Raw genomic sequence first — 25,395 nt, forward strand, 5'->3', positions numbered from 1 at the left:
TTTTAGGGATTTTTATAAATAGAGTATATTAATACTATGAGTCTTGAAATTAATAAAAAACGCTATAGGGACTTTGATTCCTATATGAAGGAAAAATTTCAAAAAAAAATTATCAAATTACCCTTAGATGGGGGCTTTACCTGCCCCAATAGGGACGGAAGCCTATCGAAAGAAGGGTGCATTTTTTGCTCCGAGGCAGGCTCTGGTGAATGGACATTTGGAAAAAAATCTATACAAGATCAAATTTCCTATCAAAAGGCTAGGCTATCAAAGGAAGGAAGAGTTGAGGCCTATCTGGGTTATTTTCAAAACTTCACCAACACCTATGGCGAAGTCGCTAGACTTAGGAAAATTTATTATGAAGCACTCTCAGCTGATGATGTGATTGGCCTTGCCATAGCAACTAGGGCTGATTGCTTGTCGGATGAGGTCCTCGGCCTATTAGAAGAAATTAATGAGAAATATTTTCTGGTAGTTGAGCTGGGGATGCAAAGTGTAAATGATAGGACCCTCAAGCTTATTAATAGGGGCTATGACCATGAGACTTTCAACTTGGGTCTTAGGAAGTTAAAGGCTCGTGGCATCAAGGTCCTAGTCCATATGATTGTTGGTTTGCCTTATGAAAATTTTGATGACTACATGAAGGATATAGCCTACATCAATGAGGCCTTCGTCTGGGGAATTAAAATTCACAACCTCTACATAGAAAAAGCTAGCAGGTTTGAAAAATTTTACCAAGAAAAGGGACTTGCCTATAGCATGGATATGGCAGAATATGTTAAAATAGTGGTAGAAATACTTAGGAAGTTAAGACCAGAGATAGTTATAAATAGGTTGACAGGCGATGGGATAAATGACAAAATCGCCTACCCTCTTTGGTCAAAGAACAAGGCTAAGATATTGACAAGTATCGATAAAATGATGAAAGATAAAAATTTTAGACAGGGGGACTTATGGAAAGAAAATTAGATAAGAGATTTTTTACAAACTCACTAAGCGAAGAAGGAACTTATACTGCCAAGGATAGGTCACTACTTTTGGTAGTTGATATCCAGCCTAAGCTTATGGTAACTATGGATAAGGGCGAAAGGACAACTAGGAATACAGTTGGTCTTATCAAGGCCTTCAAAAAATATGACATGGCAGTTTTGGCAACAGAGCAATATCCAAAGGGACTTGGCAGGTCTGATGAAGAAATTTTGGCAGAAATTGAGGAAGACAAAATTTTTGCCAAGACAAGTTTCAATGCCCTAACACCAGAAGTTTATGATTTCATTAAGGAAAATAAAATTGAAAAAGTCTTTGTGACAGGCGCAGAGGGCCACATTTGCATCTACCAAACCATTAGAAGCCTTTTGGATTTAGGCCTTGATGTATTTTATGTTGACGATGCCATCTCATCTTATAGCGATGAGCTTAAGAAAATTGCGAGAAAATCCCTAAGAGATATGGGGGCTGTTCTTGTAAATACAGAGCTAATCCTCTTTGATCTCGCAGTTGACAGCAAAGACCCTAATTTTAAATTTGTGTCAAATTTGGTAAAAGAACTAAGAAAGTAGGAGAAAAATCACAGACTTACCTAAATGACTATTTTGTGGGGGAAAACTACACCTATAGTGACGGAGATAAAAAGAATACTATCCTTAGCTTTTCGTCCGAGACGAAACAATCTTTTCTTTATAATATTAAATAATTATTTTATATTTTAAATAACTATTTTATTTACAATTGAATCTTAGCAAAAAGGGGACCCCAAGGGAACGTTTCGCACGTTCCCTCATCGGGTCCCCTTTAAAACCCCTTCCGTTACACCCTCCGGGCGACCCCTCGCGGGGGATATTGTGTTTGCCTATGGCAAACTTTTAATATAGAGGAGCCCCTGTTTAGGTTGGACTAGATTTTATGTTTTTTGACATTCAGTCGGCTAAAATTTGATAACTCGCTTGCGCTCAGACAATCAAATTTTTTAACGCCTCCTTCATTTACAAAATTCTTTATCTCAAGATTTTTAATTATGGAAATATTATTTTTTTAAGCTCGTTTGGCTTTCGCCAAACATTGCTGGATGAGTCTTACTCGTAGTACTAACGCCATTGCTAATGGAATTGGCACAGTAAAAAAAGTAAATTGATGAAATTGTTTAATCGAGGATTTTCGAGATGAAGCAAGCCGTTTGGCGAAGTCTTAATCCGAAAACTACCGTCGACGAGGAATCCAATGAAATAAGGAGCAGGATATTCGAATGGATTTTTATCTTACAAAACAGTAAGACCTTATATATTCTAGGCTAAAAACATAATATTTTTTTGTCAATTTCTTGCTAACTTTTACATTTGGAATAAGGATTTTATAAGAGTATAATAGCCTTGAAATTACTAACGTTTTCTTGGGAAAATTTTTTTATCAAAGGAGATTTAATGTTTAACAAAGATGATTTTAAGGCTGTCAATGCTATAAGGACCCTATCTATCGCTCAAATTGAGAAGGCTAATTCTGGTCATCCTGGCCTACCTATGGGGGCTAGCCCTATGGCTTATGCTTTATTCAACAAGGTTTTAAAGGCAAATCCTTCTAATCCTAGCTTTTTTAATAGGGATAGGTTTGTCTTATCTGCTGGCCATGGTTCTGCTATGCTCTATGCCCTCCTACATTTATCAGGTTATGGTGTTGGTATTGAGGATTTAAAAAACTTTAGGCAAATTGGTTCTATTACTCCAGGCCATCCTGAACTTGGGCTGACTCCTGGTGTTGAGGTGGTGACAGGTCCACTTGGTCAAGGTATAGCTCAGTCTGTGGGACTTGCTGCAGCTGAAAAACACTTAGCCGGTTTATATAATAAGGAAGATATTAAGATAATCGACCACTACACTTATGCTATTTGTGGTGATGGTGATCTTATGGAAGGTGTTTCTTATGAGGCTATGAGTCTTGCTGGACATTTAAAGCTTGATAAATTAATTATCCTCTATGATTCAAATGATATATGTCTTGACGGAAATCTTTCTACATCTTTTTCTGAATCTGTGAAGGACAGGGTGCTTGCACAAAATTGGGCCTATGACAGGGTTGAAGATGGAGAAGATTTGGAAGCAATTTTAAAGGCAATCGAAAAGGCTAAGGAAAATGATAAGCCAAGCCTAATTGAAATTAAGACTGTGATTGGTTTTGGTTCTAAGAACCAAGGAACAAACAAGGTTCATGGTGCACCAATTGGAAGAGAAGACTTTGAATTTGCTAAAAAAGCTTACGAGTGGGAAGACGATGATTTTGTTATCTCAGATGATATCTATGAAACTTTTAAAAATGGCATTGGCAAGCGTGGTGCAGAAGCTAACGCAGCTTGGGATAAGCTTTTAGAAGAATATGCTGAAAAATATCCGGTTGACTATAAGGAATTAATGGCTGGTATCAATAGAGAACTTCCAGAAAATTTCCTCGATCAGGTTAAAAAATATAGCCACGAAGATAAGCCAATCGCTACTCGTGCATCAAGTGGAGAAATTCTTCAAGACCTTGCAAAAGTTTCTAGAAATATTTGGGGTGGCTCTGCCGACCTATTCTCATCAAACAAGACAAATATAGTTGACTCTGTTTCTTTCAAAGATGACCCTGCAGGCAGAAATATTTGGTATGGTGTGCGTGAATTTGCTATGGCAGCCATAGGTAATGGAATTATGGCCCATGGTGGCAGTTTCCATCACGTATCAACCTTCTTTGTCTTTGCTGACTACCTAAAGGCTGCAGTAAGGTTATCAGCTTTGTCTAACTTGCCACTTTCTTATGTGATGACTCACGATTCTGTGGCAGTAGGTGAGGATGGACCAACCCACGAACCAATCGAGCAACTTGCTATGCTTAGGTCAATCCCAAACACTCTTGTTCTTAGACCGGCAGATGCTAATGAAACTAGACTTGCTTGGAAAATTGCCTTAGAAAGCAAGGATAAGCCAGTTGTAATTGCCCTTACCCGTCAAAATGTACCAAACCTTGAAGAAACTGAGGGCCTAAAATCAATTGAAAAGGGCGCCTACATCATAAAAGATGTTGAAAATCCAGAGTTAATCCTAATTGCAACAGGATCAGAAGTGGCTGTTGCTATAGAATGTGCAAAGGTACTTGAAGAAGAAGGCAAGGCTGTGAGGGTTGTTTCTATGCCATCTATGGAATTATTTAGAGCCCAAGATGCTAGTTATAAAGAAAAAATCCTCCCAAGTGAAGTTAGAAATAGGGTTTCAATCGAGATGGGAACATCTTTTGGTTGGGGAGAATTTACAGGTCTTGATGGCTTGAATATCTCAATTGACAGGTTCGGTATTTCAGGACCAGGTGGAGATGTTGCTAAGAAACTCGGTTTTAATACTGAAGATATTGTAGCAAGGATAAAACAAAAATTTTATTAAATTTTAAAGGCTATGGTTAAAAGACCATAGCTTTTTTGTGGCAAATTGTATATAATAATAGGAGAATAACCTTAGGAAAGAAGGAAATATGAAAATATTAGAATTACTTGCAGATGGCAATGAAACTATAGAATTACTCACAGTTGTGGATTATCTTAGGAGGGCAGATATCAAAATTGACATGGTATCAACAACAGGGTCTAAGGACCTTGTGACAAGTCATGGCGTAAGATATCAGGCTGATTATTTGCTTGAAGAAATCAATCCAGAAGATTACGATGGAGTTTATATACCAGGTGGTACCAAGGGTGCAGAAACTCTAAGGGATGATGATAGGGTAATAGAGATTGTAAAAAAATTTGAGGCAGCAAATAAATTAATAGCAGCGATTTGCGCAGGACCAATTGTCCTTGATAAGGCAGGTGTCCTAGCTGATAAAAAGGCGACATCTTTTCCGACAATCAAACAAGAACTTAAGAATGTTGGGGAATATATGGATGATGAAATAGTAGTAACAGATGGCAATGTCACAACAGGTAGGGGTGCTGCTGTTACAAATTATTTGGCTCTTAGGCTTATAGAGCTTATCAAGGGCAAGGAAGCGAAAGAAGAAATTAAGTATGGCACCCAACATGTCGCTGTTGAAAATTATTTTGATATAGAATTTTAGGAAAATCATGAAAAACGTCAGGAAAATATTTATACTAGGTGGGGCAAATCTTTTTGCCAAGACGATAATTAAATATGCGCTTGAGCTTGGATATGCTGTGAAGGCAGTCGATCTCATTAGACCGAGTGATCTTGAGGGGCTACCTAATCTTGAATTTTTCTTGCAGGATTTCTTTTCTCTTTCAGATGCTGAAGCTATAAAACTTATGGATGATTGTGATAGCTTTATTTATGCTGGTGGAGTTAGTGACCTATCTGTGCCAAGAAAGCCTTGTGGTAAATTTTTCTATGAGAGAAATGTTTTGCCAACAGGTAGGGTTGCTAGACTTGCTAGACGTGCTGGCATCAAAAATTTCCTACTTTTGGGAGACTATAAGACAGAACTTGCTGAAAAAAATATAAGTTTGAGGGAAAATGGCTACCACAAGGAGCCTTATATCCAAACCAGGTTTATGCAAGAAGCCATAGCAAATTTTGAGGCAGAACCTTTAATGAATGTGTCTGTTTTAAGACCGGGCGTGGTAATCGGCAAGGCAAACAAATCAATTTTGGAAGCCCACATTGACTTGGTTAAGGCCAATAAAAAAATTCCTGTTACAAAGGGAGTAATTCCTATAATATCAGCCGATGCCCTAGCCAAGGCTGCGATTTATGCCCTAGAGCTTGAGGGAGATAAGAAGACCTATGTTGTTGCAACTTCAAAAATTTCCTACAAGGAAATATATGAAAAAATAATTGAAGTTATGGAAAAAACAGGCGAAAAAACTCTGGTTGAAAAAACCTTCGACGACCTGCTCCCAGCCTATGAAAAGGACATGAAAATCACTGATAATAAGGGACTTGAACATGGGATAAGCCAAGTAAATATGCTAAGGACTATGACCATGGACCTAAGCCTTAAGTCAGATTTTGATTTGGGCGAAGAAGATTTGACCGAAAACCTAACCGAAATGATAAATCTCTACCTAAAAGGAACACCAGTTAAGGCGAAAAAACAAGAATAAGAGCAAAAAAGACTGAATTAACAGTCTTTTTTTATGAGAAATGATTTATAAAAAATGTAATCACGATAGGGTTGGTGAAGTTAACAGCGATGGCAAGGACTATAGGAAAGATGAACATGCTGGCATCTGCGGGGCCTTTTTCCTCGATTATTGCTTCCATATTTGCCATGGCATTTGGGGTTTGACCAAGGCCAACCCCACAGTGACCGGCAACCATTACAGCCGCATCATAGTCACGCCCCAAGAGGTTGAAGGTTACGAGACTTGTGTAGATGGCGATAAAAATCGCTTGGGCAAGCATGATCACAAGCATAGGACCGGCAAGGGTAAGGATAGCCGAAATATTTAAATTTATAAGGGCTAAGGATAGGAAAAGGCTGAGCGAAATATTTCCAACCAGGTCAATATTATCCATATCTATAGGTTTTTTGATAAAGTCGTAGACATTTCTTACAATAAGTCCTCCAAACTGGCAACCAACATAGTAAGGGAAGTTAAGACCAGTTTTAGCAAGGATTTTATTGATAAAAGTCCCCAAAAAAGCAGCAAGTCCAATAATGATGATGGCTTTTGTGAGAGTTTTTTGGTTGGTAATTGCTTTTATATCAGCCAAGGTGTCCCTTGAAAGAGCCCCCTTGCTTTGTAAATTATTTTTTGCGATAAGACGTCTTGCTGTAGGTCCTCCTACAAGAGAGCCAGCTAAAAGTCCGAAGGTTGCAGCAGCGACGCCTATGGTAATATTTGACTCAGCGCCCATTTTCTCCATGATTTTGCCAAAACTAATGGCAGATCCAATCCCACCTGTCATTGATGTTGAGCCCATGGCTATGCCATGGAGGGGGTTGATGCCAAAAATTTTAGCTAAGCCCACGCCGATTAGGTTTTGGAGGGGCAAGAGAATTATTATGGCAAGGGCAAGCTTAAGACCTAGGACTCCTGATTTTTTGAGCATGGAAAAGGAAGCTGAAAGGCCTATGGCTGTAAAAAATATATTCATAAAGAAATCTTGGAGGATTTTGTCAAATTCTACACTTGCTATTTTTGTTTCTTTTAAAATAAGGACAAGAATAGAAATGATAAGTCCTCCAATGACTGGACTTGGTATAAAAAAAGTTTTCAAAAAAGAAAATTTGTTTTTTGCTAAGTTGCCAAGGACTAGGGCAATGATTGCTATGCCGAGGCTTTGTAAGATATCTAGTTGTAGGGTCATGGTTTCCTCTTTTTGGTAAAAAAATTCTAAGATGTAGAAATATTATAGTTTTTTTTGTAAAAATAACAATATTTATGGGCTTTTTCTTGAAAAGGCGATGCCTTTTATAATATAATAGTAAGATAGGAGAGAAAGAATGAAAATTTTATTTTACTTATCAGGATTTGCCTTATTTTACGCAATGATAGGCTATCCACTTGTTCTTCTCATTTTGGAAAAGTTTATCAAAAGAAAAAATGACCAGGATTATTCCTATAAGCCTTTTGTTTCTGTGATAATCTCAGCCTACAATGAAGAAGATGTGATTGAAAAAAAGTTAGAAAACATAATAAAAACTCAATATCCTTCCTATGAGGTAATAATTGCTAATGATGCCTCAAATGATAGGACAGTTGAGATTTGTGAAAAATTTATAAAAGAGAACCCAGCTTACAATATCAGAGTCAACACCGTAGTAAACCACCTCGGCAAGACCAATGCCCAAGATGAGGCTGTTGAGGTTGCAAGAGGCGAGATTATTGTATTTTCAGATGCAAATTCTATGTTTAAAACAGATGCCATCGACGAACTTGTTTCATATTTCACAGCAGATGATATTGAATATGTTTGTGGATCTTTAATCTATATGGAAGATGTGGATGTTTCTTCTGCTGTAGCGGAAAATACCTATTGGAATTTTGAGCTTAAGCTAAGAAAAATCGAGTCAAATATAAAGACCATTGTAAATGGCAATGGAGCGATTTATGCCGTAAGAAAGAAGGATTACAGGCACATAGACTTGGTTAATAGCCATGACTATGAGCTTCCTTTATATGCTGGACTTAACCACAAGAGAGCCCTTTATAATCCAAAGGCAATCGCTGTTGAAAAGGCGGGCCAAACTACAGCCGATGAGTTTAAGAGAAAGGTAAGGATGCAAAGAAGGATTCTTACAAATATCTTTACTAATCTAAGAAGGCTAAATATTTTTGAATATGGTTGGTTTTCGTTTTTCCACTTTGGCCATAAGACCCTAAGGTATATGCAGGCATTTTTTCACATTGTCCTATTTATAGCTAACCTTGGTGTTTTAAATGATGGAATATTTTATAAACTATTTTTCCTAGGCCAAGTTGCCTTTTACACCCTAGCTGTAATCGGCCAGTTATCAGGAGCAAAGAGTAAGGTATTTTATTTTCCAAGATATTATTGCGCCATGATGCTCGCCCAAATCCTAGGAGGATATAAGGAACTTAAGGGTGGCTCAAAGGCTACTTGGGAAAAGGCAGAAACAACAAGGAAACTATGAGAGTTGAAGTGTTAATCTCCGCTATGAATGTGGAGGATATAAATTTTTATAAGAAGTTTAACTTAGAATGTGATGCCCTTATTATAAACCAGGCTGGTAAAAACGCTTATGAAGAAGTCTATGATGGTGGCAAAAAAATCAGAATGATTACCACAGACACAAGGGGCCTTGCGGTATCCCGTAACCTTGCCCTTCTAAATTCAACTGCGGATGTAGTTATTTTCGCAGATGATGATGAGGTTTTTGAAGAGGGTTATCTAGAAAGAATCAAAGATGGTTTTATAGAACATCCAGATGTTGATTTTTTCGTATTTAAGACTATAGTTTACCAGGGTGGCAAGGAAATAATTAAGGTTAAGGAAGAAAAAAATCTTAGTTTCTATAACTGTCTAAGGTATGGATCAGTCCACTTTGTTTTTAGAAGAGAAGTCTTGGCGAGAGAAAATTTATATCTAAATACTCTCTTTGGATCAGGGACAAATATAGGATCTGGTGAAGATTCGATTTTTATCCTATCAGCCATTAGAAAAGGACTGAAGGTAAGGACTAACAAAAGCCTAATTGCCAAGGTTTACAACGATAATTCAAACTGGTTTGAAGGATATAATGAAAAGTATTTCTACGATAAGGGAGTCCTAGCAAGGGCACTTTTCCCTAGATTATACAAACTATATATAGGGTATTTTCTGTATTCGCACCCGGAAATGCTTAGAGAAATAAAAAAAGAAAAAGCAAAAGAAAAAATGTATGAGGGTGCTAGAGATTTTGGAGGATATAATGGAAAATAGAAAATCGAAGTTTACAGCGTTCTTATCATCTATTATAGCTGGTGTAATTGTGGCCATGGTTGTATATTTTGGCCTCAATATTGCAGGTTATAAGGAATATAGAGCTTCCGCAAAACTTGTTACAACTTCTGTAGAAAATTTAACTGAAACTAACCCTGCAGAGGGCTATGCAGCAACCCTAAATTCCAAGGCGATTAAGGAGAGGACCTTAGCAAACTTAAAGATAGATTGGCCTGTATCTAAGCTTGATAATAAACTTAGCCTAACACCAATTGCAAGCTCACCAATAATTGAAATTTCAGTAACAGATACCAATAAGCTAAGGGCAGAAGACCTTGCTGATGAGTATGCTGACTTGTCAATGACCGTTATAAATAATATTTATAACACCGGGGCAAATGTGATGGAATATGCCTACAAAAATGCAAACGCAGTTGATAATACTCTAAATTATGCGATTTATGCTGGCCTTGCAGGATTTGTAATTTATCTTGTAATCTCCCTAGTATCTGTAAGTCGACACAACCATAAGCTTAATAAAGGTGGGATTAAGGGTAAAAAAAAGTTAGAAAAAAAAGCTAAGGACCAGGTTAAGAAGAACAAAGACTTAATCGAAGAAAATGAAGAAGCCTTAGTAGATAAGTTTGATGACGAAATTGACGATAAAGATTATGATTTAGAAGATGAATTTGAACAATCTTATAAAGATGAGGAGCCTTTTGAAGAAGTTAAGGAAGGAACAAGACCTCTTAGCCCAGTAGATGAGGTAGCTGATGAAGACTTTGAAGCTACAAGGAAGTTAGATAGCAAAGATATAGAAATGGCAAGAAAACAAGATGAGCAAAGGGCTGAGGAAGTAAACGAGGAAGAAAGAGACGCTAACAAGCTTGAAATTTTGGGCAAACTTCCAAAATATCAGAGAGGAGCTTTAGATGTTTAGAAGAAAAAAAGTTGATGAAAAAAAAGAAATCCTCCTCCAAGCTTTTTACAATCTTGAAGATAAGCTAACAAGAAACCTAGGAGTTGATGATGTAGTGATTGCCTTTACTGCGACTGATGATATGGTTATGAAAATGGATTCTATTTATATCATGGCAGGTCATCTTGCAGAAGAGGATGAAAGAATCCTTGTAATAGATGCAAACCTAAGGGCAGACGAACTTGAAGAAATGAAAGGTTTCTACAACAAAAGAGGTTTTGTTGATTGTCTTTTGGGAGATTTTAGACTTGATGATGTTATTGTTAGGGAAAGTGACAACCTTCACCTACTAATGACAGGTAGGGTTAGCGAATATGAAGATATGTACCTAGAGCCTTCTGCAATCACTAATTTTTTTGCAGATTGCAAGGATAGGTATGACTATGTATTTATAAATACCAAGGAAAATATCGGCATAGCTGAGTCTAATGTATTTTGTGGCCTTGCTGATAAGACAGTAATCTTTAGCACAGAGGCAAATTTAAAATCTTACCTCCTTGAGGAATCTAAAAGCCAGCTAGAAAAAGCGGGTGCTGATATCAAGGGAGTTATAATTTCAGATTATGTCTACGAAGACAATGAACTTGATGACCTTTTTGGAGGCAAATAATGAAAAAGATAAGTGCGATTTTAGCCCTAGTCCTAGTATTTTCTCTTACATCTTGCATGAATGATTCATATACATCAGTAAGACATCCTGAAAATGTTGAAAGTGAATCTGTTGAAAAAACTAAGGAAAATGAGGCAAAAAAAGCAGAAAACGAAGATCAAAAAGAAGAAAAAACTGAAGAAGAAGTGACTGATAAGGTTAGGGATGAAATATCAGATGGGGTTGAGTTTAGGGTGGAAGATACTGTAAATATGCGTCTTGCTCCATCAGAAAACTCTGCTGTAGTTTCTGAAGTTGGACCAGATGATGAAATCCTAAACCTAGGAGAGACTGAAGGTTGGACCAGGGTAACTGTAAATGGCAAAACTGGATATATAAGATCAGACCTTTTAACAAAAAATTAAGCTAATGAGGTTGTTAATTTTCTAACAACCTCTAATTTTATGTCATCTTTCTATAAAGATATGTTATAATAAAAGCAGAGAGGTTTAAATGATTGATATAATAAAAAATATGTTTATGCCAATCTTTACGGTAGTTGCTGTAATTAGCCTTATTAACTTTCTAGTGGATGGCAGGAAGCTATCTATTTATGTAAGTGTGGTCACCGGATTTATTGCCGCCATTTTATTGGTTGTATCTGTGATAAATCCAAATAGCGATTTGTTCATGCAATTGTATTTATTGTTATTTTTATTATCGATTTCGCTGGTGATTTTGGCTTTGCAAAAGCAAATTGATGCCTTTACCTGGATTGGGATAGCCCTTATGGTTGTAATGTTGTACTTATTATTAAGATTTCCATTAATATGAAAAAGAGGACTATATGATTAATATCAAAAACTTAAAGAAAATTTACGACAATGGTTATGAGGCTTTAAAGTCTGTAAACCTTGATATCAAAGACGGGGCTTTGGTGACCCTGCTTGGACCTAGTGGGTGTGGTAAGTCCACAATCCTTAACATCATCGCCGGTATTTTGGATCCAACAGATGGAGATATAGAATTTGACGGTGAATCTATTGTAAATAAACACCCAAAAGACCGTGATATTGGTATGGTTTTTCAAAATTATGCCCTCTATCCACATATGACTGTTCTTGAAAATATAATCTTTCCCCTAGTTGTTGGAGAACATAAGATTAAAAAAGAAGAAGCGATTAAGATTGCCCAAAAATATATGGATTTGACCTATATTACCGATATTCAAAACAAAAGACCAAAGGAAATATCAGGTGGTCAACAACAAAGGGTGGCTATAGCTAGAGCCTTAGTTAAAAATCCAAAGACTCTCTTACTTGACGAGCCCCTTTCAAACCTTGATGCTAGACTTAGACTTTCTATTAGGGAAGAGATTAGAAATATTGTAAAAACAGTTGGAGTAACAACAATTTTCGTAACCCACGACCAAGAAGAGGCTCTTTCAATCAGTGATTACATAGCCCTTATGGATAAGGGGGTTATCCAACAATATGATATACCACAAAATCTTTACCTCGAACCAGCCAACCTTTTTGTAGCGAAATTTATTGGTAATCCAATTATAAATATTTACGATGTAGAAAATAAGGGAGATGTCTTTGCCAACGGGGACTTACTTATCAATAAAGAAAAATTAATTGATTCAAGAAAAAAATCAGACCTTAGTGGTAAGACCTACCAAGTAGGGATTAGACCTGAGCATTTCAAGCTTGACCCAAATGGAGATTTGGAAATTGAAGTTGAGTCACGCGAGATGATTGGTAGGTATATGATCCTCCACTTTAATTTAAACGGACAAGCCTCAAGGATGGTTGTTGATTCAGCCCTTGCGATAAATCCAAAAGATAAGGTGAGGGTAGCAGTTGACCATAAGGCAATCTACCTATTTACAGAAGATGGGGAAAGGGTCTACTAATGAAAAAGAAAATGACCTACAGGGCAGAGTCCACCAACAAGGCTTGGCTCTTTCTTCTACCAGCTCTGTTTTTTATCTTAGTATTTAACGTATATCCACTCTTTAGGACTTTTTACATGGCTGTCCACAGCAATAATATCCTAAAGCCAGAGTTTGTTGGATTAGCAAATTTTCCAGCAGTTTTTCATGACAAATTATTCATCCTTGCCATGAAGAATACCCTAATATATTCGATTACAGTTGTGCCTTTATCAATCATAATCTCAATGTTTATAGCCTTGATTTTGAATGAAAAAATTAGGGGCAACAAGTTTTTTGAAACAATATTTTTTATACCTTACCTAACCAGTGTCATCGCTGTAGGTATTGTATTTAGGTATTTATTTAATGGTCAATACGGTTTTATCAACCACATGCTATCCTTTATTGGAGTAGGGCCTATAGAATTTTTAAATAATCCTGACTACAATATGCTTGCAGCTATCATCTTTGGTGTATGGAATGGGCTTGCCTTTAATATTATCGTTATTTTGGCTGGTTTAAGGGGTATCGACAAGGATTATTACAAGATAGCTGACACATTTGGTGCAAGTGGCTGGGAACAGTTTAAAAAAATAACCCTCCCACAGCTAACAAATATAATTACCTTTTTATTTTTGACAAGTTTTATAGCAAGTTTTAAGGTTTATAACCAAATCTTTGCTCTATTTAATGGTAAGGCGGGTGTAGGAAATAGGCTAGTAACCGCAGTGTTCTATATTTATAAAAAATTCTATGTAGAATATCGCTATGGCCAGGCTATGGCTGCTGCTGTGATTTTGTTCTTATTCCTTTTAGTTATGACCTTTGTCCAAAGAGCAATCATAAGAAAGATAGCGAGGTAGGAGATGAAAAAGATTTTTAAAGGCCTAGCCTTCATATTTATAATACTAATGGCAGCTGTGACCCTATTTCCATTCCTCTACATGATTGCATCAGCTCTTATGAGTTTTAGGGAGGTAACTTCTATACCACCAAAACTCTTGCCAGCAAGTCCACAATTTGTAAATTTTGCTGAGGCGATGAAGGCAGCACCTTTTGAAAGGTATTTTGTAAATACAGTTTTTGTATCACTAATAAACACACTTGGAACTTTGACAACAACAGTTCTTGCAGCCTTCGCCCTAAACTTTATGAACTTTAAGGGCAAGAATATTTTGCAAAACTTTATGCTAGCACTTTTGATGGTACCTTTTGAAATAATTATCTTTACAAACTATTCAACAATAGCAAAACTTGGACTTCTTGATACCTATGCTGCTCTTATAATTCCTTTTATGGCATCAGTATTTTATATTTTCTATTTGAAAGAATTTTTAAAATCTGTCCCAAGGGAATTTTATAATGTGGCTAAGGTTGATGGAGCGAGTGATTTTGAATTTATAAGAAAAGTTATGATTCCAATGTGCAAGCAAAGTTTATTTACCATTGGACTTTTAAACTTTATTACAGGTTGGAATTCATTCTTGTGGCCAATCCTTGTTACAAACACAAAGGACATGAGACTTATCTCAAATGGTCTATCAGCCTTTGCAACAGAAGCTGGGCAATTGATCCACCTTCAAATGGCAGCTTCAACCATTACCGTCCTCCCAATCTTAATCCTTTACTTCATTTTTAGGAAGCAAATCCTAAGAGGAGTTTCTTTTGGAGGAATTAAGGGATAAGGATTGAATAAGATTACTTTTAAGGGTATATATTAAATGTAAGAATGATGAGTTTGCTTGTAAACAAACTTAGGTGAATTTTTTTAAAAGGGGAAGAAATGAAGAAAAAATTAACATTACTTGCAGCTTTAGTTTTATCTATCGGAATGTTTTCAGCTTGTGGAAACAAGGCAAAAGAAGAAGCTCCAAAAGAAGAAGCTAAGGTAGAAGAAAAAGCCGAAGAAGGCAAAGAGAAAGCTAAAGATGGTCAAACAGAAGTAGTATTCTGGCATGCTATGGGTGGCGGACAAGGTGAAGCCTTAGAAAGTCTTGTTAAAGATTTTGAAAAGGAAAATCCAGATATAAAAATCACTCTCCAACACCAAGGTGGTTATAAGGATCTTAACCAAATCTTAGTTGCAACCATGCAATCACCTAAAGATCTACCAACTATTACCCAAGCTTATCCAGACTGGATGCTACAATTTAGCGAAGCTGGTATGGTAGCTGACCTTACTGAAAGAGTTAAGGGCGAAAATGGTATCGAAGATTACGACGATATCTTCCAAGGTGTAAGAGATGAAATAGAACAAGATGGTAAAATCATCGGTATTCCATTTAATAAATCAACAGAAGTTTTATGGTATAACCAAGACATATTTGATGAACTTGGCCTTAAAAATCCTACAAACTTTGAAGAACTAAAAGAAGTTGCTAAGAAAATCAAAGCTAAGAAAAATATTCCAGCTTTCGGTTGGGATGCACTTTCTAACTTCTATGTAACCTACCTAAAGAATAAGGGAATTGATTTTGGTCCAGACTTAGACGTTACTTGCCCAGAATCAATCGAAGCAATCAAATATTACCTAGATGGTATCAAAGAAGGTTACTTCAGAATAGCAGGTACTGACCAATACCTATCAGGACCATTTTCTAACCAACAATTAGCTGGCTACATCGGTTCAAATGCTGGTGAAGTCTATGTTAAAGAAGGTGTTGATGGCAAATTTAAATACGCAGCTCAAGCATATCCTGCAGATAAGGCTGTTCAACAAGGTACAAACATCTATATGTTTGATGGCGCAAGCGATGAACAAAAAGATGCAGCATTTAAGTTCCTTAAATTCGTAGCAAGCAAGGAAAGCCAAATCAAATTCGCTCTAGCAACAGGCTACATGCCAGCTAGAAAATCAGCAGTTGAAGATGATAGCTACAAGAATGCTGATTCAGTAATTCCAAAAATCCTTGCACCAGCAAGTGAAAAATTATTCTCAAGACCACTTGTACCAGGTAGCCAACAAGCTTACAACGACATAGCAAGCAAACTTGAAGAAATCCTATCAAATCCAAATTCTGATGTAGAAGCAGAAATGAAAGCCTTCGCACCACAATTTAAAGCAGATTTCGAAAAATAAAATGAAATGAAAAACTCCCGGTAAGGGAGTTTTTTTGTTGTACACTTAAGTGAGTTGAGCGAACGAAAGAGAGCGAAATAAGAAACCACCTGCTATGCAGGTGGAGGGATTAAGCTTTAGTTTCAAGCACCAAGAAAACCCCCTTAAAGTATAATTGTGATAGTTACATGTACAATTAAACAAGGAGGTAATCTTGGATAAAAATACTTTTTAAGCAGTAGTTGGGATAGTGGTGCATGTGATAGAATACTCAGAGCCCCAATAGGAGCGTGCCGGTATTCGCGCCTTATAGGCGCTGTGCAAACTACCGGCTAAGCTGGTAGTTTTGATGCAAGTAAGTTAGACTTCTATATTCTAATAAAAAAGCAATACAAGATGAGAATCAATGAAGAAACTGTAAGAGAGATATGGATAAACTTTTAATAAATGATATTTTCTTCTATTTTTTTCTTAGCCTCAAGAAGTTTTTCTTTGAGTTTATCATAATTTTTAAATTTAAGCCTTGTTGTTGGACCTGATATGCTCATAGCAGCGATTACTTCACCATCTTTTTTTATCGGAGTAGCGATACATGATAGGCCATATTCGTACTCCTCGTTGTCATAAGATAGGTCGTTTTTTAAGATTTCTTCCTTTTCCTTTAGGAAATCATCTAGTCTTGTAATTGTATTTATGGTTCTTTTTTCTAGCTCGTCATTAAAATATTTTTTTAAGCTAGCTTCATCCATATAAGCAAGAAAAATTTTACCAGTGCTTGAGCAGTAAAGGTCTGATTCTGGTGGCATATTAGCTTGGAGGGTGTAGTATTCTCCATCAACATATACAATATTATAGGCCTTGTTCTTTTGATTTACAGCTAAATTTATTGACTCTCCTATAAGGTCAGCGAAGTCTTTTAGGATATCTTTTGAGTATTTTATCAACAAAGTATCCTTGTTAAGACTAGGTTTTAAGCTATGTATTTTGTAGCCTATAGCATACTCATCATCACTTGTTGAAAGCAAATAATCAATTTCTTCCAAGGATTTTAGTATTCTAAAAACAGTTGATTTTGGAATATCCAAATTTTTTGATATCTCTCTTACCCCAGCCTGTCCCTTGGCATTTATAAAATCCATAATTTTTCCAGCATTTATAATTGATTGAATGGTATCCGATTTTGGGCTCATTATAGCCTCCTTCCTATATATATTTTAATACATATATGAAAAAAAGAAAAATATATTATGAAGTTAAGATTTTAATTGTAAAAAAAATATTAATAGTATATAATGTATAAGAAGGGACGGCGTCCCGAAAATAAGAAAGGAGATTGTATGACTAAGAACGTTGGAAAAAGTAATATAATTAAATTTATATTAGGAACTTTATTTGGAGTATTTTTTGTTTTAGTGCCTTTTAATTTTGACGGGAAGGTAGATACTGTTCTATTTTACTATGTAAAATTATTTGTAAGTAAGTTCAATAACATTCTTACACCCCTGGTAGTTTTGTGCATTTGTTTTAGTGCCTTAATTTCCTTGTTTAACTTGTTTAATAATAGGACTTACTTTGCGAATGACAGGCTTATGAAAAAATTATTTGTTACATCACCATTTTATGTAGCAAATAGGATTATAGGAGCTATTTTAGCACTTATGATCTACTTTAAAGTAGGACCTGACTTTATTATTTCAGAAGATACTGGTGGCTCTATGTTATCATTAGCAACTCAACTTTCTGTTGTTGTTCCATCCATGCTTTTATTTCAAACCTTTATCCTAGAATTTGGAGCTATGGAATTTTTGGGACAGTTTGTTGGAAAGATAGTAAAACCGCTTTTTAAAGTTTCAGAAATTTGTGCGACAAGCATAATAAGCGCTTGGGTAGGACCTGGAAATGCAGCGATTATGGGAACTAGCGAGTTGTTTGACCAAGGATATTACACTCTTAGAGAAGCAGCAATCATATCTACACAATTTACAACTGGTAGTATAGGTTGGGTAGTTGTTGTTTCCTCAGTACTCGGAGTTATGGATTACTTTGGTTCTATATTATTGGGTTTATTTGTAGTCTCTATTATAGTTGCTTTCATATCCGTTAGAATAAAACCAGTTTCTTCTTATGCTGATGTATATTCAGAAAGTAATAAGGCAACAAGAATTAAAAACGATACAGCTAAGCAAGGAAGTGTTATAGCAAGAGCAACTGAGGAAGCTTCAAACAGAGCATCCCAAGTAACAAGTAAAAATTTCATCTCAAAGATTGATAATATGACCTTCTATATATTTTGGTTAACACCAATAATAGTTTTCTGGGGGACTGCTGCCCTTATTTTAGCAACACATACACCAGTTATTTCCTATGTATCTTTACCAATAGAGTGGATTTTATCTTTTATGGGAGTTGAGGAATCTAAGGTGGCTGCAAGTGCTATAATGTCAGGCATAGCAGATAACTACTTGCCAGTTATTATAGGAGAATCAATCCAAAGTGTTCAAACTAGAGTAATAGTCGCGATGATGAGTATTATATCTATAATCTACCTATCAGAAACAGCAACCTTACTTACATCTACAAAAATGGTTCCAAGATTTATTGATGTAATTATCATCTTTTTGGAAAGAACATTCATAGCTCTACCATTTGTCGTTTTGTTCGTAAAATTAATAGCTTAGGAGGTTATATATGGTAAAAATTGTTAGATTATTCGAAGATAATATGAATGAAGTCGAAGAAAAAACTATAAAAGAATTGGGATTTTGTGCTGAAGTTTTGGTAAGACCATCCACAACAGAAGAAGAAGTTATTGAAAATGCAAAAGATGCTGATGTAATCATAGCTGTGTATGAACCCTTAACAAAGAAGGTCTTAGAATCCTTACCAAATCTTAAGATGGTTATGTACAGGTCTATAGGATTTAACTCAATTGACCTAGACTTTGCCAACGAAATCAAACTTCCAGTGGGCCACTGTAGCCAGTATTGTACACAAGAAGTAGCTGATTGGGTCTTGGGATCCATCCTTATGCACAATAGGAGATTGTATGATTTCAATAATTCTGTAAAAATTGACAAAAAATGGGACTGTGAGTTATTTCCAAGTATGAGAAGATTAGCCGAGCAAAAGGTTGGGCTCATTGGCTTTGGAAGCATACCAAGATTAGTTACAAAGAGATTAGCGGCATTTGGGGCAGATGTTTTAGCTTATGATCCTTTTGTTTCTGATGAAGACTTTGAAAAACTTGGTGTAAAAAAAGCGAGCCTTGAAGAAATATTTGAAAAATGCGATTATATATCCTCCCATCTTCCTCTAAATGAAAGTACAGAAAAACTTATAGACAAAAAGCTTTTCTCTCTTGTAAAAGAAGAAGCGGTGTTTATCAATTCTTCAAGAGGAGGAGTGGTAAATGAAGATGACCTCTATGATGCTCTAAAGGAAGGGAAACTTTCTTATGCAATCTTAGATGTACTTTCCACCGAACAGCCAGATGTTTACAATAATAAGCTTATCAATCTAGATAAGGTATTTATAACCCCACACATAGCTTTCTATTCACAAGATGCCTTCAAGCAAGGGGCGGTAGATACTATAAATAATATCTACAAATATTTCAAGGGCGATTACACAAAAGCCGAGTTGGTAAATTTAAAGCATATAAACTAAAAAAATCTAAACCAAGACCTATCTAAGAAATTAGATGAACTTTTAAAAGCTGATGACAAGAATATCCTAAATCAATCTGATCTTAACAAGATGAAAAAGAAAGAGGAACAACAAGGCAAAAAACAAGTTAAATATGAAAAAGAATTTGCAGTTTTCCAAGTAGACAAAAACTTCTATAACATCATCTATAAAGATGGTAATACAACAGCCTATATGGATGTAAAAACTTATGTAGACCAAGGAAGAACTATGATTCCAGTACTACAATTCTAAAGAATTTAAATTATGTCACCCAAAATGACGGTCAAATTGTCGGTCAAAAACTAAGACCAAATGATAGGCGTAAACAAATAGTAAGAATTATTGAAACAAATTCTAAAATAACTGCCAATGACTTGTCAAAAGAGTTTAAAGTTTCAAAAAGAACTATTGAAAGAGACTTAAAAATTCTCGCAGATGAAAAAACAATTGAGTATATAGGCATTGATAAGGATGGATATTGGAAAATCAAATAAGCAAAACAAAACTCCGGGAGGGAGTTTTGTTTTGAGGATTTAATGAGTGTATATATGTTAATGTAAAAATCTAGTGATATTGAAGTATAATACAAGTGTTATCATCAACACTCATAGCATGAGAGGAGGTGAGACCATGCGAGAAGTGTTTGATTTCATTCTTGCCGTCGCAGCAGGAGTAGTTGGTAACTATATCTGCAAATGGCTAGCTGGCAAGAAAAAAGATGATAATTAGCATAAAAAGAGACGAGCTACCGACTCGTCTCTTTTTGTGATTCCATGCTTTGTGTTTGACTTCATGGTTACTAGTATTATACTCGTTAAAACTGTAGATACAAATGTAATGCAATTATCATGAAGAAATAATAATGTATTTGAAAAGCCATTTGTAACTTTAGTAATTTTAATCCTATTCAAAATACTGGGCTTGGGCCTTGTAGAGTTTGGAGTAGAGGTTGTCAGATTTCATTAGGTTCTCGTGGCTATCGAAGGCTGCTGCCTTTCCTCCGTCTAGTAAGAGGATTTTGTCGGTAAACCTTGATGAGCTCATCCTGTGGGAGATGAAGATTGCAGTTTTGCCCTCTGTCATTTCATTGAAATGCTCGTAGATTTTGCTTTCTGCAAGGGGATCAAGTGATGCTGTTGGCTCATCTAGGATTAGGAAATCTGCGTTCTGATAAAGGGCACGTCCTATGGCAAGCTTTTGCTTTTGGCCAAGTGATAAGTCTGTGGCATTTTCGTAGATGTCCTTATTGAGATAAGTATTAATCCCACGAGGAAGTTCTTTTATCTTTTCACAAAGATCTAGCTGTTTTATAATTTCATCAGTTTTATTTTTCCTAAATTCCTTATCTCCAATGATATTTTCCTTGATTGTAAAGGGCATGATTGCAAAGTCCTGGAAAACTCCAGTAATTTTCTCATAAAGAGACTTTTTGCTAATATTTTTTATATTTACCCCGTTGTACAAAATTTCTCCAGAATCAATGTCGAAAAACCTTAGGAGAAGTTTAACAATAGTTGTCTTTCCAGCGTTATTTACACCTACAATTGATATTTTCTCTCCCTTATTTATCCTAAATGATAAATTATCGATGATTTTTCTGTCTGATCCTGGATAGGCAAAGGTTACATTTTTAAATTCCAAGCTTTGGAAATCACTAGCTTTTTCTAGATTTTCTTCAAAATCAGAATCTAGGATGTAAAAATCGTAGAGAGGTTCAAGATTTGCTAAACTCATAATAAAGTCCGCCAGCTCTGAAAACATGGTTTGAAAAGATTTCATAAAGTTTTCGTTCGCAGCAATTATGGCAGAAAAGGAACCAAAACTTATTTGTGGGCCGTAGGCAGCTGATAGGGTTCTAATTGCTACATAGGTGTAGGATACAAGCCTTAGGATTGATTCTAAAAAGATTTTTATAGCACCCATATTTGCTTCATAGCCAAATTTATCTTCAAAGCCATCCATCATTTGGTCTAAGTATCCTTGTGTTTTGGATTGGAGCATTTCTCCTAGGTCAAAGACTCTTATTTCCTTTTGGTAGTGGGGACTTGCCATGAGGGAGAAATAATAGGAAAATCTCCTGTTTACATTAACAATCTCTAGGTTAAACTTGCTGGTGTAGGAAGACTCTTTGCCATTTACAAGGATTATTAAAAGGGAAATCAAAATTGAAAAACCAACCAAGTAAGGGGAGAAAGATATGATTACAAGGGCAGTTCCTATCATGGTTGCCACGCTCGTTATAATATCTTTAAGGCATGATAGCAAGTTATGGATAGCTCCCATATTAATCGCAGCATTGGCCTTTTCCTTTAGAACTAGCGTATGAGGATTTTCTATGTTTTGGTAGGTTAAATCCATGGCTTTTTTTGCAAGTTCAAAGGTTAGGTAATCATTAATCCCTTGGCGCCTTACAAATTCCTCTCGGTTTAGAAGTCTTTCAAGGCTTTCTAGGAGGATTTTCCCTATAATTAACAAGACTACAATTTTTATAAATTGGTCAGCTGGCCTTGGGTCTGTGATTTGATTAATAAAAATCATTGGTACAAAGACATTGATTAAGGTTCCCGCCGCAGGGGCTAGGGCATTTAGGATAATCACCGGTATATAAAGAGGATCGTTTTTTGCGGTGATTTTTGCAAAAAGCCAGAGGGCCTTTAATTTATTTTTCATTATTTTCCTCCAAATAGTATTTTCTTTGGGATTCGTACATTTCCTTATAGAGCCCATCTTGTTTTAAAAGTTCATCATGGGTTCCGTATTCGGTGATTTTGCCGCCATTAAGGAGCATGATTTTGTCACAAAATCTGGTTGAAGCTAGCCTGTGGGAGATAAAGATAAGAGTCTTATCCTTGCTAATCTCATCAAGGTCCCTGTAGATTTTCTCTTCTGCGAGGGCGTCTAGGGCAGCTGTTGGTTCGTCCATGATTAATGCTCCTGAATCTTTCTTGTAAAGTGCTCTTGCGATGGCAAGTTTCTGATTTTCCCCTCCAGAGAAAAGTGTACCATCATCGTGGATATTTCTGGTCATCTGGGTGTCAATTCCTTTTGGTAATTGGTCAAGCTTATATCCTAAACCTGCTTTTTTTAGAGAGTCGATAACCCTGTCCCTGTCGATATTTTCATCGGTCGCTGCCACATTTTCTGCGATAGAAACTGCGAGGGGTTCTACATTTTGTAGGACTGTGGCAAAGGCAGCGTACCTTTCTTTTAAGTCAAGGTCATTAGCATTTGTACCGTTTATAAAAATTTCTCCTGCAGTTGGCTTATAAAGGCCAAGGATTAGGGAAACAATGGTAGATTTGCCAGCTCCATTCACACCAACAATGGCAACTTTCTCCTTTTGTCTAATAGTAAATGACAGATTTTCCAAAACATTTTTATCAGATAGGGGATAGGAAAAAGATACATTTCTAAATTCTATTGACATTGGTCCGGTAATTTTTTCTGATCCTTCTTCTGATTTTAAATCTACCCTTAGCATATCAAAGCCATCTGATACATAAAGTAGGTTTGACCTGGTTTGGGCAATATTTATCACGAGATTTGAGATAACAGAGCTGTAGATTGCCACAGAAGTGATAATTAAAGTTAGGTTTTTTAGTGTGATTTGGTCTGCCAATATTTTTCCTGTTAGGAAATAAAAGCAAAGGGCTTCGACTCCTACAAGGAGGACTGCAAGGATAGGGGATAGGTACATTTCAGGCTTGATAAAGGTCCTTGAAATCTTAACCACATTTGCCACAAGAGGTTTAAATCCCTCTATAAACTTGTCTTTGAAAGAAAATACCCTAATATCCTTGGCAAAACGAAAATCGGATGCTTCCTTGTAATAAGCTTCGGTTTTTCTTTTGACCTTGTTAAGCTCTCCCATGTGGGCATGCCTGTACTTGTCAGTATAAGTCCTAATCCCAAGTTGAATTAGAATTGAAATTATGACAAGGATAAAAATAAGGGGAGAGAGCTTTGCCATAATCACTGATATTATCACAAAGGAGATAAGATTTGCCAAAAGCTTATACATATCGTGGTAAACTCCCTCAAGGCCTGTGACATTGTTAGAAAAAGGCTCAAAACCTCTGGAAAATTCAGCCATAAAGAGAGAATTTTCCCCAAGGCCGTAGTCCATTTCCATAATAGGCCCAGAAGCTTTGATGAAGGTAGATAGCCTTGTGCCCATATAAGTCGAGTAAGTCCTACGCTCAATCTGGTTTGAAACCATGGAGCAGATGAAAATTATTAGGGCGTAGGCTAGGATTGTTAAAATCATGGTCCTAAGATCAGTATTTTTTTCTATCAGACCTACCAAGTAATACATGATAAAGGCCTCTATAATTGGTATTAGACCAGCTGTGATAGGATAAAGAATTAGGGATGATTTTATTTTTAGATTGTCCTTAAAAGGCGCATAGGCCATCTTTAGAAGGTCAAAATTTGAAAGCTTATCGGCCCTTAGATATGATTTTATGACTTCTTCGTCCTTTAGATTTTGGGCGAGATTTTCTTTTAGGTTTTTAAGATTCTTTTCCATAATCTTCCTCCCTTATGTCTTTAGAAAATTCAGTCAGTTCTTCTATAACTTTTTCAAAACCAGGTTTTCTCAGATAATAATAAGTCTTCCTGCCCTCAATGTATGCTCCAATAAAGCCACAAACGTGAAGTTGGCTTATGTGGTAAGACAGGGTCGCTGGCGTTATATAAAGCTTGTCAGAAAGCTCTTTTGCATAGTAATTTCTTTCTTTTAAGAGGTCTAGAATGTCAATCCTGGTTGGATCTCCTAGGATTTTTAGGTATTGGCTAAGGTGTTTTAGTTTGTTTTCCTTTTTAACGAAGTCTTTATTTGAATAAATTCCAAATTTGATAAAGGCATCATCGTAATCTTCTGATATAAACTGAATCATGATCATGTTTGGTGCAAGGATAAGGCCATAGATGTTTAAAGGCTCATCTCTTTTGCTTAAAAAACTTGCTAAGCCAACTTGGTCTATTACTTCACTTACCTTTTTGTAGCCATCTTTTTTTATTTTTTCAAAATGTTCTGTAAACTCATCTTGAATTTTTGGAAAATTATTTTCTAAAATCTGGCAAATTTTTTCTAAAAGAGGATAGAGTCTATCGTAGATTGATTTCTTATTAGAAAAAGACCTTAAAAGTGCCATAGAATGCTTATCTCCGTAGGGTAGACTAGCTATTAAGCTCAGAAAGTCTGATTTTAAAGCTTTTTTTGACCATTCTTTTAAGTTTGCTGATTTTAATTCTGGATCATCTATGTCAACACCTATACATCTTAAAAAAGCTAGGTTGAAGACTAGGTCAAAGATCTCATAGGAAAATTCTTTAATAGAGCTAACATTGATATTTTGGAAAACACCTGCCATAAAAGGCAAATAATTTCCATCGTTTTCTATAAATATATAAAAAAGATTTAGAATATCCTCATTTTGGTCGTGAAAAAACTCTTCTAGATAGGGAAGGGATTCCTTTTTCACACTTCTAACAAAGTCTATATAGGCCTTGTTGTTGTAAAAAGCAGTATCTATTGAGGTTAAATTCATATCCTGGGAGTAATTAAAACCTGGATAGGAATCCTCAAAAGAGAAGAAGTTTTTGTTCTTTGCAGCTAGGTAGTTTGTATAAAGGTAAACCATTAGACCAGCTTCATTTACAAGTAAGGGATGTTCTATGAGCTTAAAATTATAGAAATTAGTTTTCATTGTGAATCCTTTCTTAGAATTATATCTAATAAATATTTTTATCTTAGATTTCTATTAACTTAATTATAAGATA

The 25,395-nt window shown here is 35.9% G+C and carries 23 protein-coding genes and 1 pseudogene; 19 read left to right on the forward strand and 5 right to left on the reverse strand.

Going from position 1 to position 25,395, the window contains the following annotated elements; genetic code table 11:
• The first annotated feature begins 36 nt into the window (after positions 1–36).
• From mnmL to HMPREF0072_RS11075, 5 genes are all read left to right on the forward strand, one after another.
• Positions 37–969, forward strand: a complete 933-nt coding sequence (gene mnmL / locus HMPREF0072_RS04915; RefSeq protein ID WP_004827861.1) for a tRNA modification radical SAM protein MnmL/YtqA — start codon at positions 37–39, stop codon at positions 967–969.
• Entirely contained in the window at positions 954–1,559 is a 606-nt protein-coding gene (locus tag HMPREF0072_RS04920) for an isochorismatase family protein (RefSeq protein WP_004827862.1), read from the forward strand. Before mnmL ends, HMPREF0072_RS04920 begins: the two co-directional genes overlap by 16 nt.
• An 858-nt stretch (positions 1,560–2,417) precedes the next feature.
• Positions 2,418–4,400, forward strand: coding sequence for a transketolase (gene tkt / locus HMPREF0072_RS04925; RefSeq protein WP_004827865.1), 1,983 nt, complete (start codon positions 2,418–2,420; stop codon positions 4,398–4,400).
• Between the two features lie 88 nt (positions 4,401–4,488).
• The gene (locus tag HMPREF0072_RS04930; protein WP_004827867.1) at positions 4,489–5,070 is read left to right on the forward strand and encodes a DJ-1 family glyoxalase III; all 582 of its coding nucleotides are present in this window, start codon (positions 4,489–4,491) and stop codon (positions 5,068–5,070) included.
• Positions 5,071–5,077: 7 nt separating this feature from the next.
• Entirely contained in the window at positions 5,078–6,073 is a 996-nt protein-coding gene (locus HMPREF0072_RS11075; protein WP_004827869.1) for an NAD-dependent epimerase/dehydratase family protein, read from the forward strand.
• A gap of 31 nt (positions 6,074–6,104) precedes the next feature.
• Here HMPREF0072_RS11075 and gltS read toward each other — a convergent pair whose 3' ends face one another.
• A complete protein-coding gene (gene gltS / locus HMPREF0072_RS04940) occupies positions 6,105–7,283 on the reverse strand; it encodes a sodium/glutamate symporter (protein ID WP_004827870.1) in 1,179 nt (392 codons plus the stop codon).
• Between the two features lie 136 nt (positions 7,284–7,419).
• On the opposite strand from gltS, the gene HMPREF0072_RS04945 reads away from it, so the two are divergent.
• The 10 genes from HMPREF0072_RS04945 to HMPREF0072_RS04990 all read left to right on the forward strand — a co-directional run bounded on the left by HMPREF0072_RS04945 (position 7,420) and on the right by HMPREF0072_RS04990 (position 15,945).
• On the forward strand, positions 7,420–8,571 hold the full coding sequence (locus HMPREF0072_RS04945) for a glycosyltransferase (RefSeq protein WP_004827872.1): 1,152 nt from the start codon (positions 7,420–7,422) through the stop codon (positions 8,569–8,571).
• Complete coding sequence (locus HMPREF0072_RS04950; RefSeq protein ID WP_231549517.1) at positions 8,538–9,359, forward strand: glycosyltransferase family 2 protein; 822 nt, start codon at positions 8,538–8,540, stop codon at positions 9,357–9,359. Before HMPREF0072_RS04945 ends, HMPREF0072_RS04950 begins: the two co-directional genes overlap by 34 nt.
• Positions 9,349–10,299: a YveK family protein gene (locus HMPREF0072_RS04955; protein ID WP_004827875.1), complete on the forward strand. Its 951-nt coding sequence runs from the start codon at positions 9,349–9,351 to the stop codon at positions 10,297–10,299. The genes HMPREF0072_RS04950 and HMPREF0072_RS04955 overlap by 11 nt, the downstream gene beginning before the upstream one ends.
• Positions 10,292–10,948: a tyrosine-protein kinase family protein gene (locus tag HMPREF0072_RS04960; protein WP_004827877.1), complete on the forward strand. Its 657-nt coding sequence runs from the start codon at positions 10,292–10,294 to the stop codon at positions 10,946–10,948. Before HMPREF0072_RS04955 ends, HMPREF0072_RS04960 begins: the two co-directional genes overlap by 8 nt.
• A complete protein-coding gene (locus HMPREF0072_RS04965) occupies positions 10,948–11,352 on the forward strand; it encodes an SH3 domain-containing protein (protein ID WP_004827879.1) in 405 nt (134 codons plus the stop codon). The genes HMPREF0072_RS04960 and HMPREF0072_RS04965 overlap by 1 nt, the downstream gene beginning before the upstream one ends.
• Positions 11,353–11,440: 88 nt before the next feature.
• The gene (locus HMPREF0072_RS04970; RefSeq protein WP_004827880.1) at positions 11,441–11,761 is read left to right on the forward strand and encodes a hypothetical protein; all 321 of its coding nucleotides are present in this window, start codon (positions 11,441–11,443) and stop codon (positions 11,759–11,761) included.
• A gap of 13 nt (positions 11,762–11,774) precedes the next feature.
• Positions 11,775–12,845: an ABC transporter ATP-binding protein gene (locus HMPREF0072_RS04975; RefSeq protein ID WP_004827883.1), complete on the forward strand. Its 1,071-nt coding sequence runs from the start codon at positions 11,775–11,777 to the stop codon at positions 12,843–12,845.
• Positions 12,845–13,729 (forward strand): carbohydrate ABC transporter permease, encoded by an 885-nt coding sequence (locus HMPREF0072_RS04980; protein WP_004827885.1) that lies wholly within the window; start codon positions 12,845–12,847, stop codon positions 13,727–13,729. Before HMPREF0072_RS04975 ends, HMPREF0072_RS04980 begins: the two co-directional genes overlap by 1 nt.
• A gap of 3 nt (positions 13,730–13,732) precedes the next feature.
• Positions 13,733–14,551 carry a carbohydrate ABC transporter permease gene (locus tag HMPREF0072_RS04985; protein ID WP_004827887.1) on the forward strand — a complete coding sequence of 273 codons (819 nt, stop codon included), beginning with the start codon at positions 13,733–13,735 and terminating at the stop codon, positions 14,549–14,551.
• A gap of 98 nt (positions 14,552–14,649) precedes the next feature.
• The gene (locus HMPREF0072_RS04990; RefSeq protein ID WP_004827889.1) at positions 14,650–15,945 is read left to right on the forward strand and encodes an extracellular solute-binding protein; all 1,296 of its coding nucleotides are present in this window, start codon (positions 14,650–14,652) and stop codon (positions 15,943–15,945) included.
• Between the two features lie 419 nt (positions 15,946–16,364).
• Here HMPREF0072_RS04990 and HMPREF0072_RS04995 read toward each other — a convergent pair whose 3' ends face one another.
• Positions 16,365–17,114 carry an IclR family transcriptional regulator gene (locus HMPREF0072_RS04995; RefSeq protein ID WP_004827890.1) on the reverse strand — a complete coding sequence of 250 codons (750 nt, stop codon included), beginning with the start codon at positions 17,112–17,114 and terminating at the stop codon, positions 16,365–16,367.
• A 147-nt stretch (positions 17,115–17,261) separates the two neighbouring features.
• On the opposite strand from HMPREF0072_RS04995, the gene HMPREF0072_RS12435 reads away from it, so the two are divergent.
• From HMPREF0072_RS12435 to HMPREF0072_RS12440, 4 genes and pseudogenes are all read left to right on the forward strand, one after another.
• Positions 17,262–18,602 carry a YjiH family protein gene (locus HMPREF0072_RS12435; RefSeq protein ID WP_039931160.1) on the forward strand — a complete coding sequence of 447 codons (1,341 nt, stop codon included), beginning with the start codon at positions 17,262–17,264 and terminating at the stop codon, positions 18,600–18,602.
• 10 nt (positions 18,603–18,612) lie between these two features.
• On the forward strand, positions 18,613–19,590 hold the full coding sequence (locus HMPREF0072_RS05005) for a C-terminal binding protein (RefSeq protein WP_004827894.1): 978 nt from the start codon (positions 18,613–18,615) through the stop codon (positions 19,588–19,590).
• Positions 19,591–19,851: pseudogene (locus HMPREF0072_RS05010) on the forward strand (leucine-rich repeat protein); the annotation flags it as partial.
• Positions 19,852–19,940: 89 nt separating this feature from the next.
• Entirely contained in the window at positions 19,941–20,105 is a 165-nt protein-coding gene (locus HMPREF0072_RS12440; protein ID WP_282633092.1) for an HTH domain-containing protein, read from the forward strand.
• Between the two features lie 409 nt (positions 20,106–20,514).
• Here HMPREF0072_RS12440 and HMPREF0072_RS05015 read toward each other — a convergent pair whose 3' ends face one another.
• The 3 genes from HMPREF0072_RS05015 to HMPREF0072_RS05025 are packed head-to-tail and all read right to left on the reverse strand — an operon-like array spanning position 20,515 to position 25,322.
• Positions 20,515–22,281 carry an ABC transporter ATP-binding protein gene (locus tag HMPREF0072_RS05015; RefSeq protein ID WP_004827900.1) on the reverse strand — a complete coding sequence of 589 codons (1,767 nt, stop codon included), beginning with the start codon at positions 22,279–22,281 and terminating at the stop codon, positions 20,515–20,517.
• Complete coding sequence (locus tag HMPREF0072_RS05020; RefSeq protein ID WP_004827902.1) at positions 22,271–24,139, reverse strand: ABC transporter ATP-binding protein; 1,869 nt, start codon at positions 24,137–24,139, stop codon at positions 22,271–22,273. Before HMPREF0072_RS05020 ends, HMPREF0072_RS05015 begins: the two co-directional genes overlap by 11 nt.
• Positions 24,123–25,322: an ArsR/SmtB family transcription factor gene (locus HMPREF0072_RS05025; protein WP_004827904.1), complete on the reverse strand. Its 1,200-nt coding sequence runs from the start codon at positions 25,320–25,322 to the stop codon at positions 24,123–24,125. Before HMPREF0072_RS05025 ends, HMPREF0072_RS05020 begins: the two co-directional genes overlap by 17 nt.
• Between the last annotated feature and the right edge of the window lie 73 nt (positions 25,323–25,395).

The organism is Anaerococcus lactolyticus ATCC 51172 (assembly GCF_000156575.1).
GTDB classification, from domain to species: Bacteria; Bacillota; Clostridia; order Tissierellales; family Peptoniphilaceae; genus Anaerococcus; species Anaerococcus lactolyticus.

Coding starts and splice junctions, on each gene's coding strand:
- mnmL (WP_004827861.1), top strand. CDS start 37: ATGAGTCTTGAAATTAATAAAAAACGCTATAGGGACTTTGATTCCTAT.
- HMPREF0072_RS04920 (WP_004827862.1), top strand. CDS start 954: ATGGAAAGAAAATTAGATAAGAGATTTTTTACAAACTCACTAAGCGAA.
- tkt (WP_004827865.1), top strand. CDS start 2,418: ATGTTTAACAAAGATGATTTTAAGGCTGTCAATGCTATAAGGACCCTA.
- HMPREF0072_RS04930 (WP_004827867.1), top strand. CDS start 4,489: ATGAAAATATTAGAATTACTTGCAGATGGCAATGAAACTATAGAATTA.
- HMPREF0072_RS11075 (WP_004827869.1), top strand. CDS start 5,078: ATGAAAAACGTCAGGAAAATATTTATACTAGGTGGGGCAAATCTTTTT.
- gltS (WP_004827870.1), bottom strand. CDS start 7,283: ATGACCCTACAACTAGATATCTTACAAAGCCTCGGCATAGCAATCATT.
- HMPREF0072_RS04945 (WP_004827872.1), top strand. CDS start 7,420: ATGAAAATTTTATTTTACTTATCAGGATTTGCCTTATTTTACGCAATG.
- HMPREF0072_RS04955 (WP_004827875.1), top strand. CDS start 9,349: ATGGAAAATAGAAAATCGAAGTTTACAGCGTTCTTATCATCTATTATA.
- HMPREF0072_RS04960 (WP_004827877.1), top strand. CDS start 10,292: ATGTTTAGAAGAAAAAAAGTTGATGAAAAAAAAGAAATCCTCCTCCAA.
- HMPREF0072_RS04965 (WP_004827879.1), top strand. CDS start 10,948: ATGAAAAAGATAAGTGCGATTTTAGCCCTAGTCCTAGTATTTTCTCTT.
- HMPREF0072_RS04970 (WP_004827880.1), top strand. CDS start 11,441: ATGATTGATATAATAAAAAATATGTTTATGCCAATCTTTACGGTAGTT.
- HMPREF0072_RS04975 (WP_004827883.1), top strand. CDS start 11,775: ATGATTAATATCAAAAACTTAAAGAAAATTTACGACAATGGTTATGAG.
- HMPREF0072_RS04980 (WP_004827885.1), top strand. CDS start 12,845: ATGAAAAAGAAAATGACCTACAGGGCAGAGTCCACCAACAAGGCTTGG.
- HMPREF0072_RS04985 (WP_004827887.1), top strand. CDS start 13,733: ATGAAAAAGATTTTTAAAGGCCTAGCCTTCATATTTATAATACTAATG.
- HMPREF0072_RS04990 (WP_004827889.1), top strand. CDS start 14,650: ATGAAGAAAAAATTAACATTACTTGCAGCTTTAGTTTTATCTATCGGA.
- HMPREF0072_RS04995 (WP_004827890.1), bottom strand. CDS start 17,114: ATGAGCCCAAAATCGGATACCATTCAATCAATTATAAATGCTGGAAAA.
- HMPREF0072_RS12435 (WP_039931160.1), top strand. CDS start 17,262: ATGACTAAGAACGTTGGAAAAAGTAATATAATTAAATTTATATTAGGA.
- HMPREF0072_RS05005 (WP_004827894.1), top strand. CDS start 18,613: ATGGTAAAAATTGTTAGATTATTCGAAGATAATATGAATGAAGTCGAA.
- HMPREF0072_RS05015 (WP_004827900.1), bottom strand. CDS start 22,281: ATGAAAAATAAATTAAAGGCCCTCTGGCTTTTTGCAAAAATCACCGCA.
- HMPREF0072_RS05020 (WP_004827902.1), bottom strand. CDS start 24,139: ATGGAAAAGAATCTTAAAAACCTAAAAGAAAATCTCGCCCAAAATCTA.
- HMPREF0072_RS05025 (WP_004827904.1), bottom strand. CDS start 25,322: ATGAAAACTAATTTCTATAATTTTAAGCTCATAGAACATCCCTTACTT.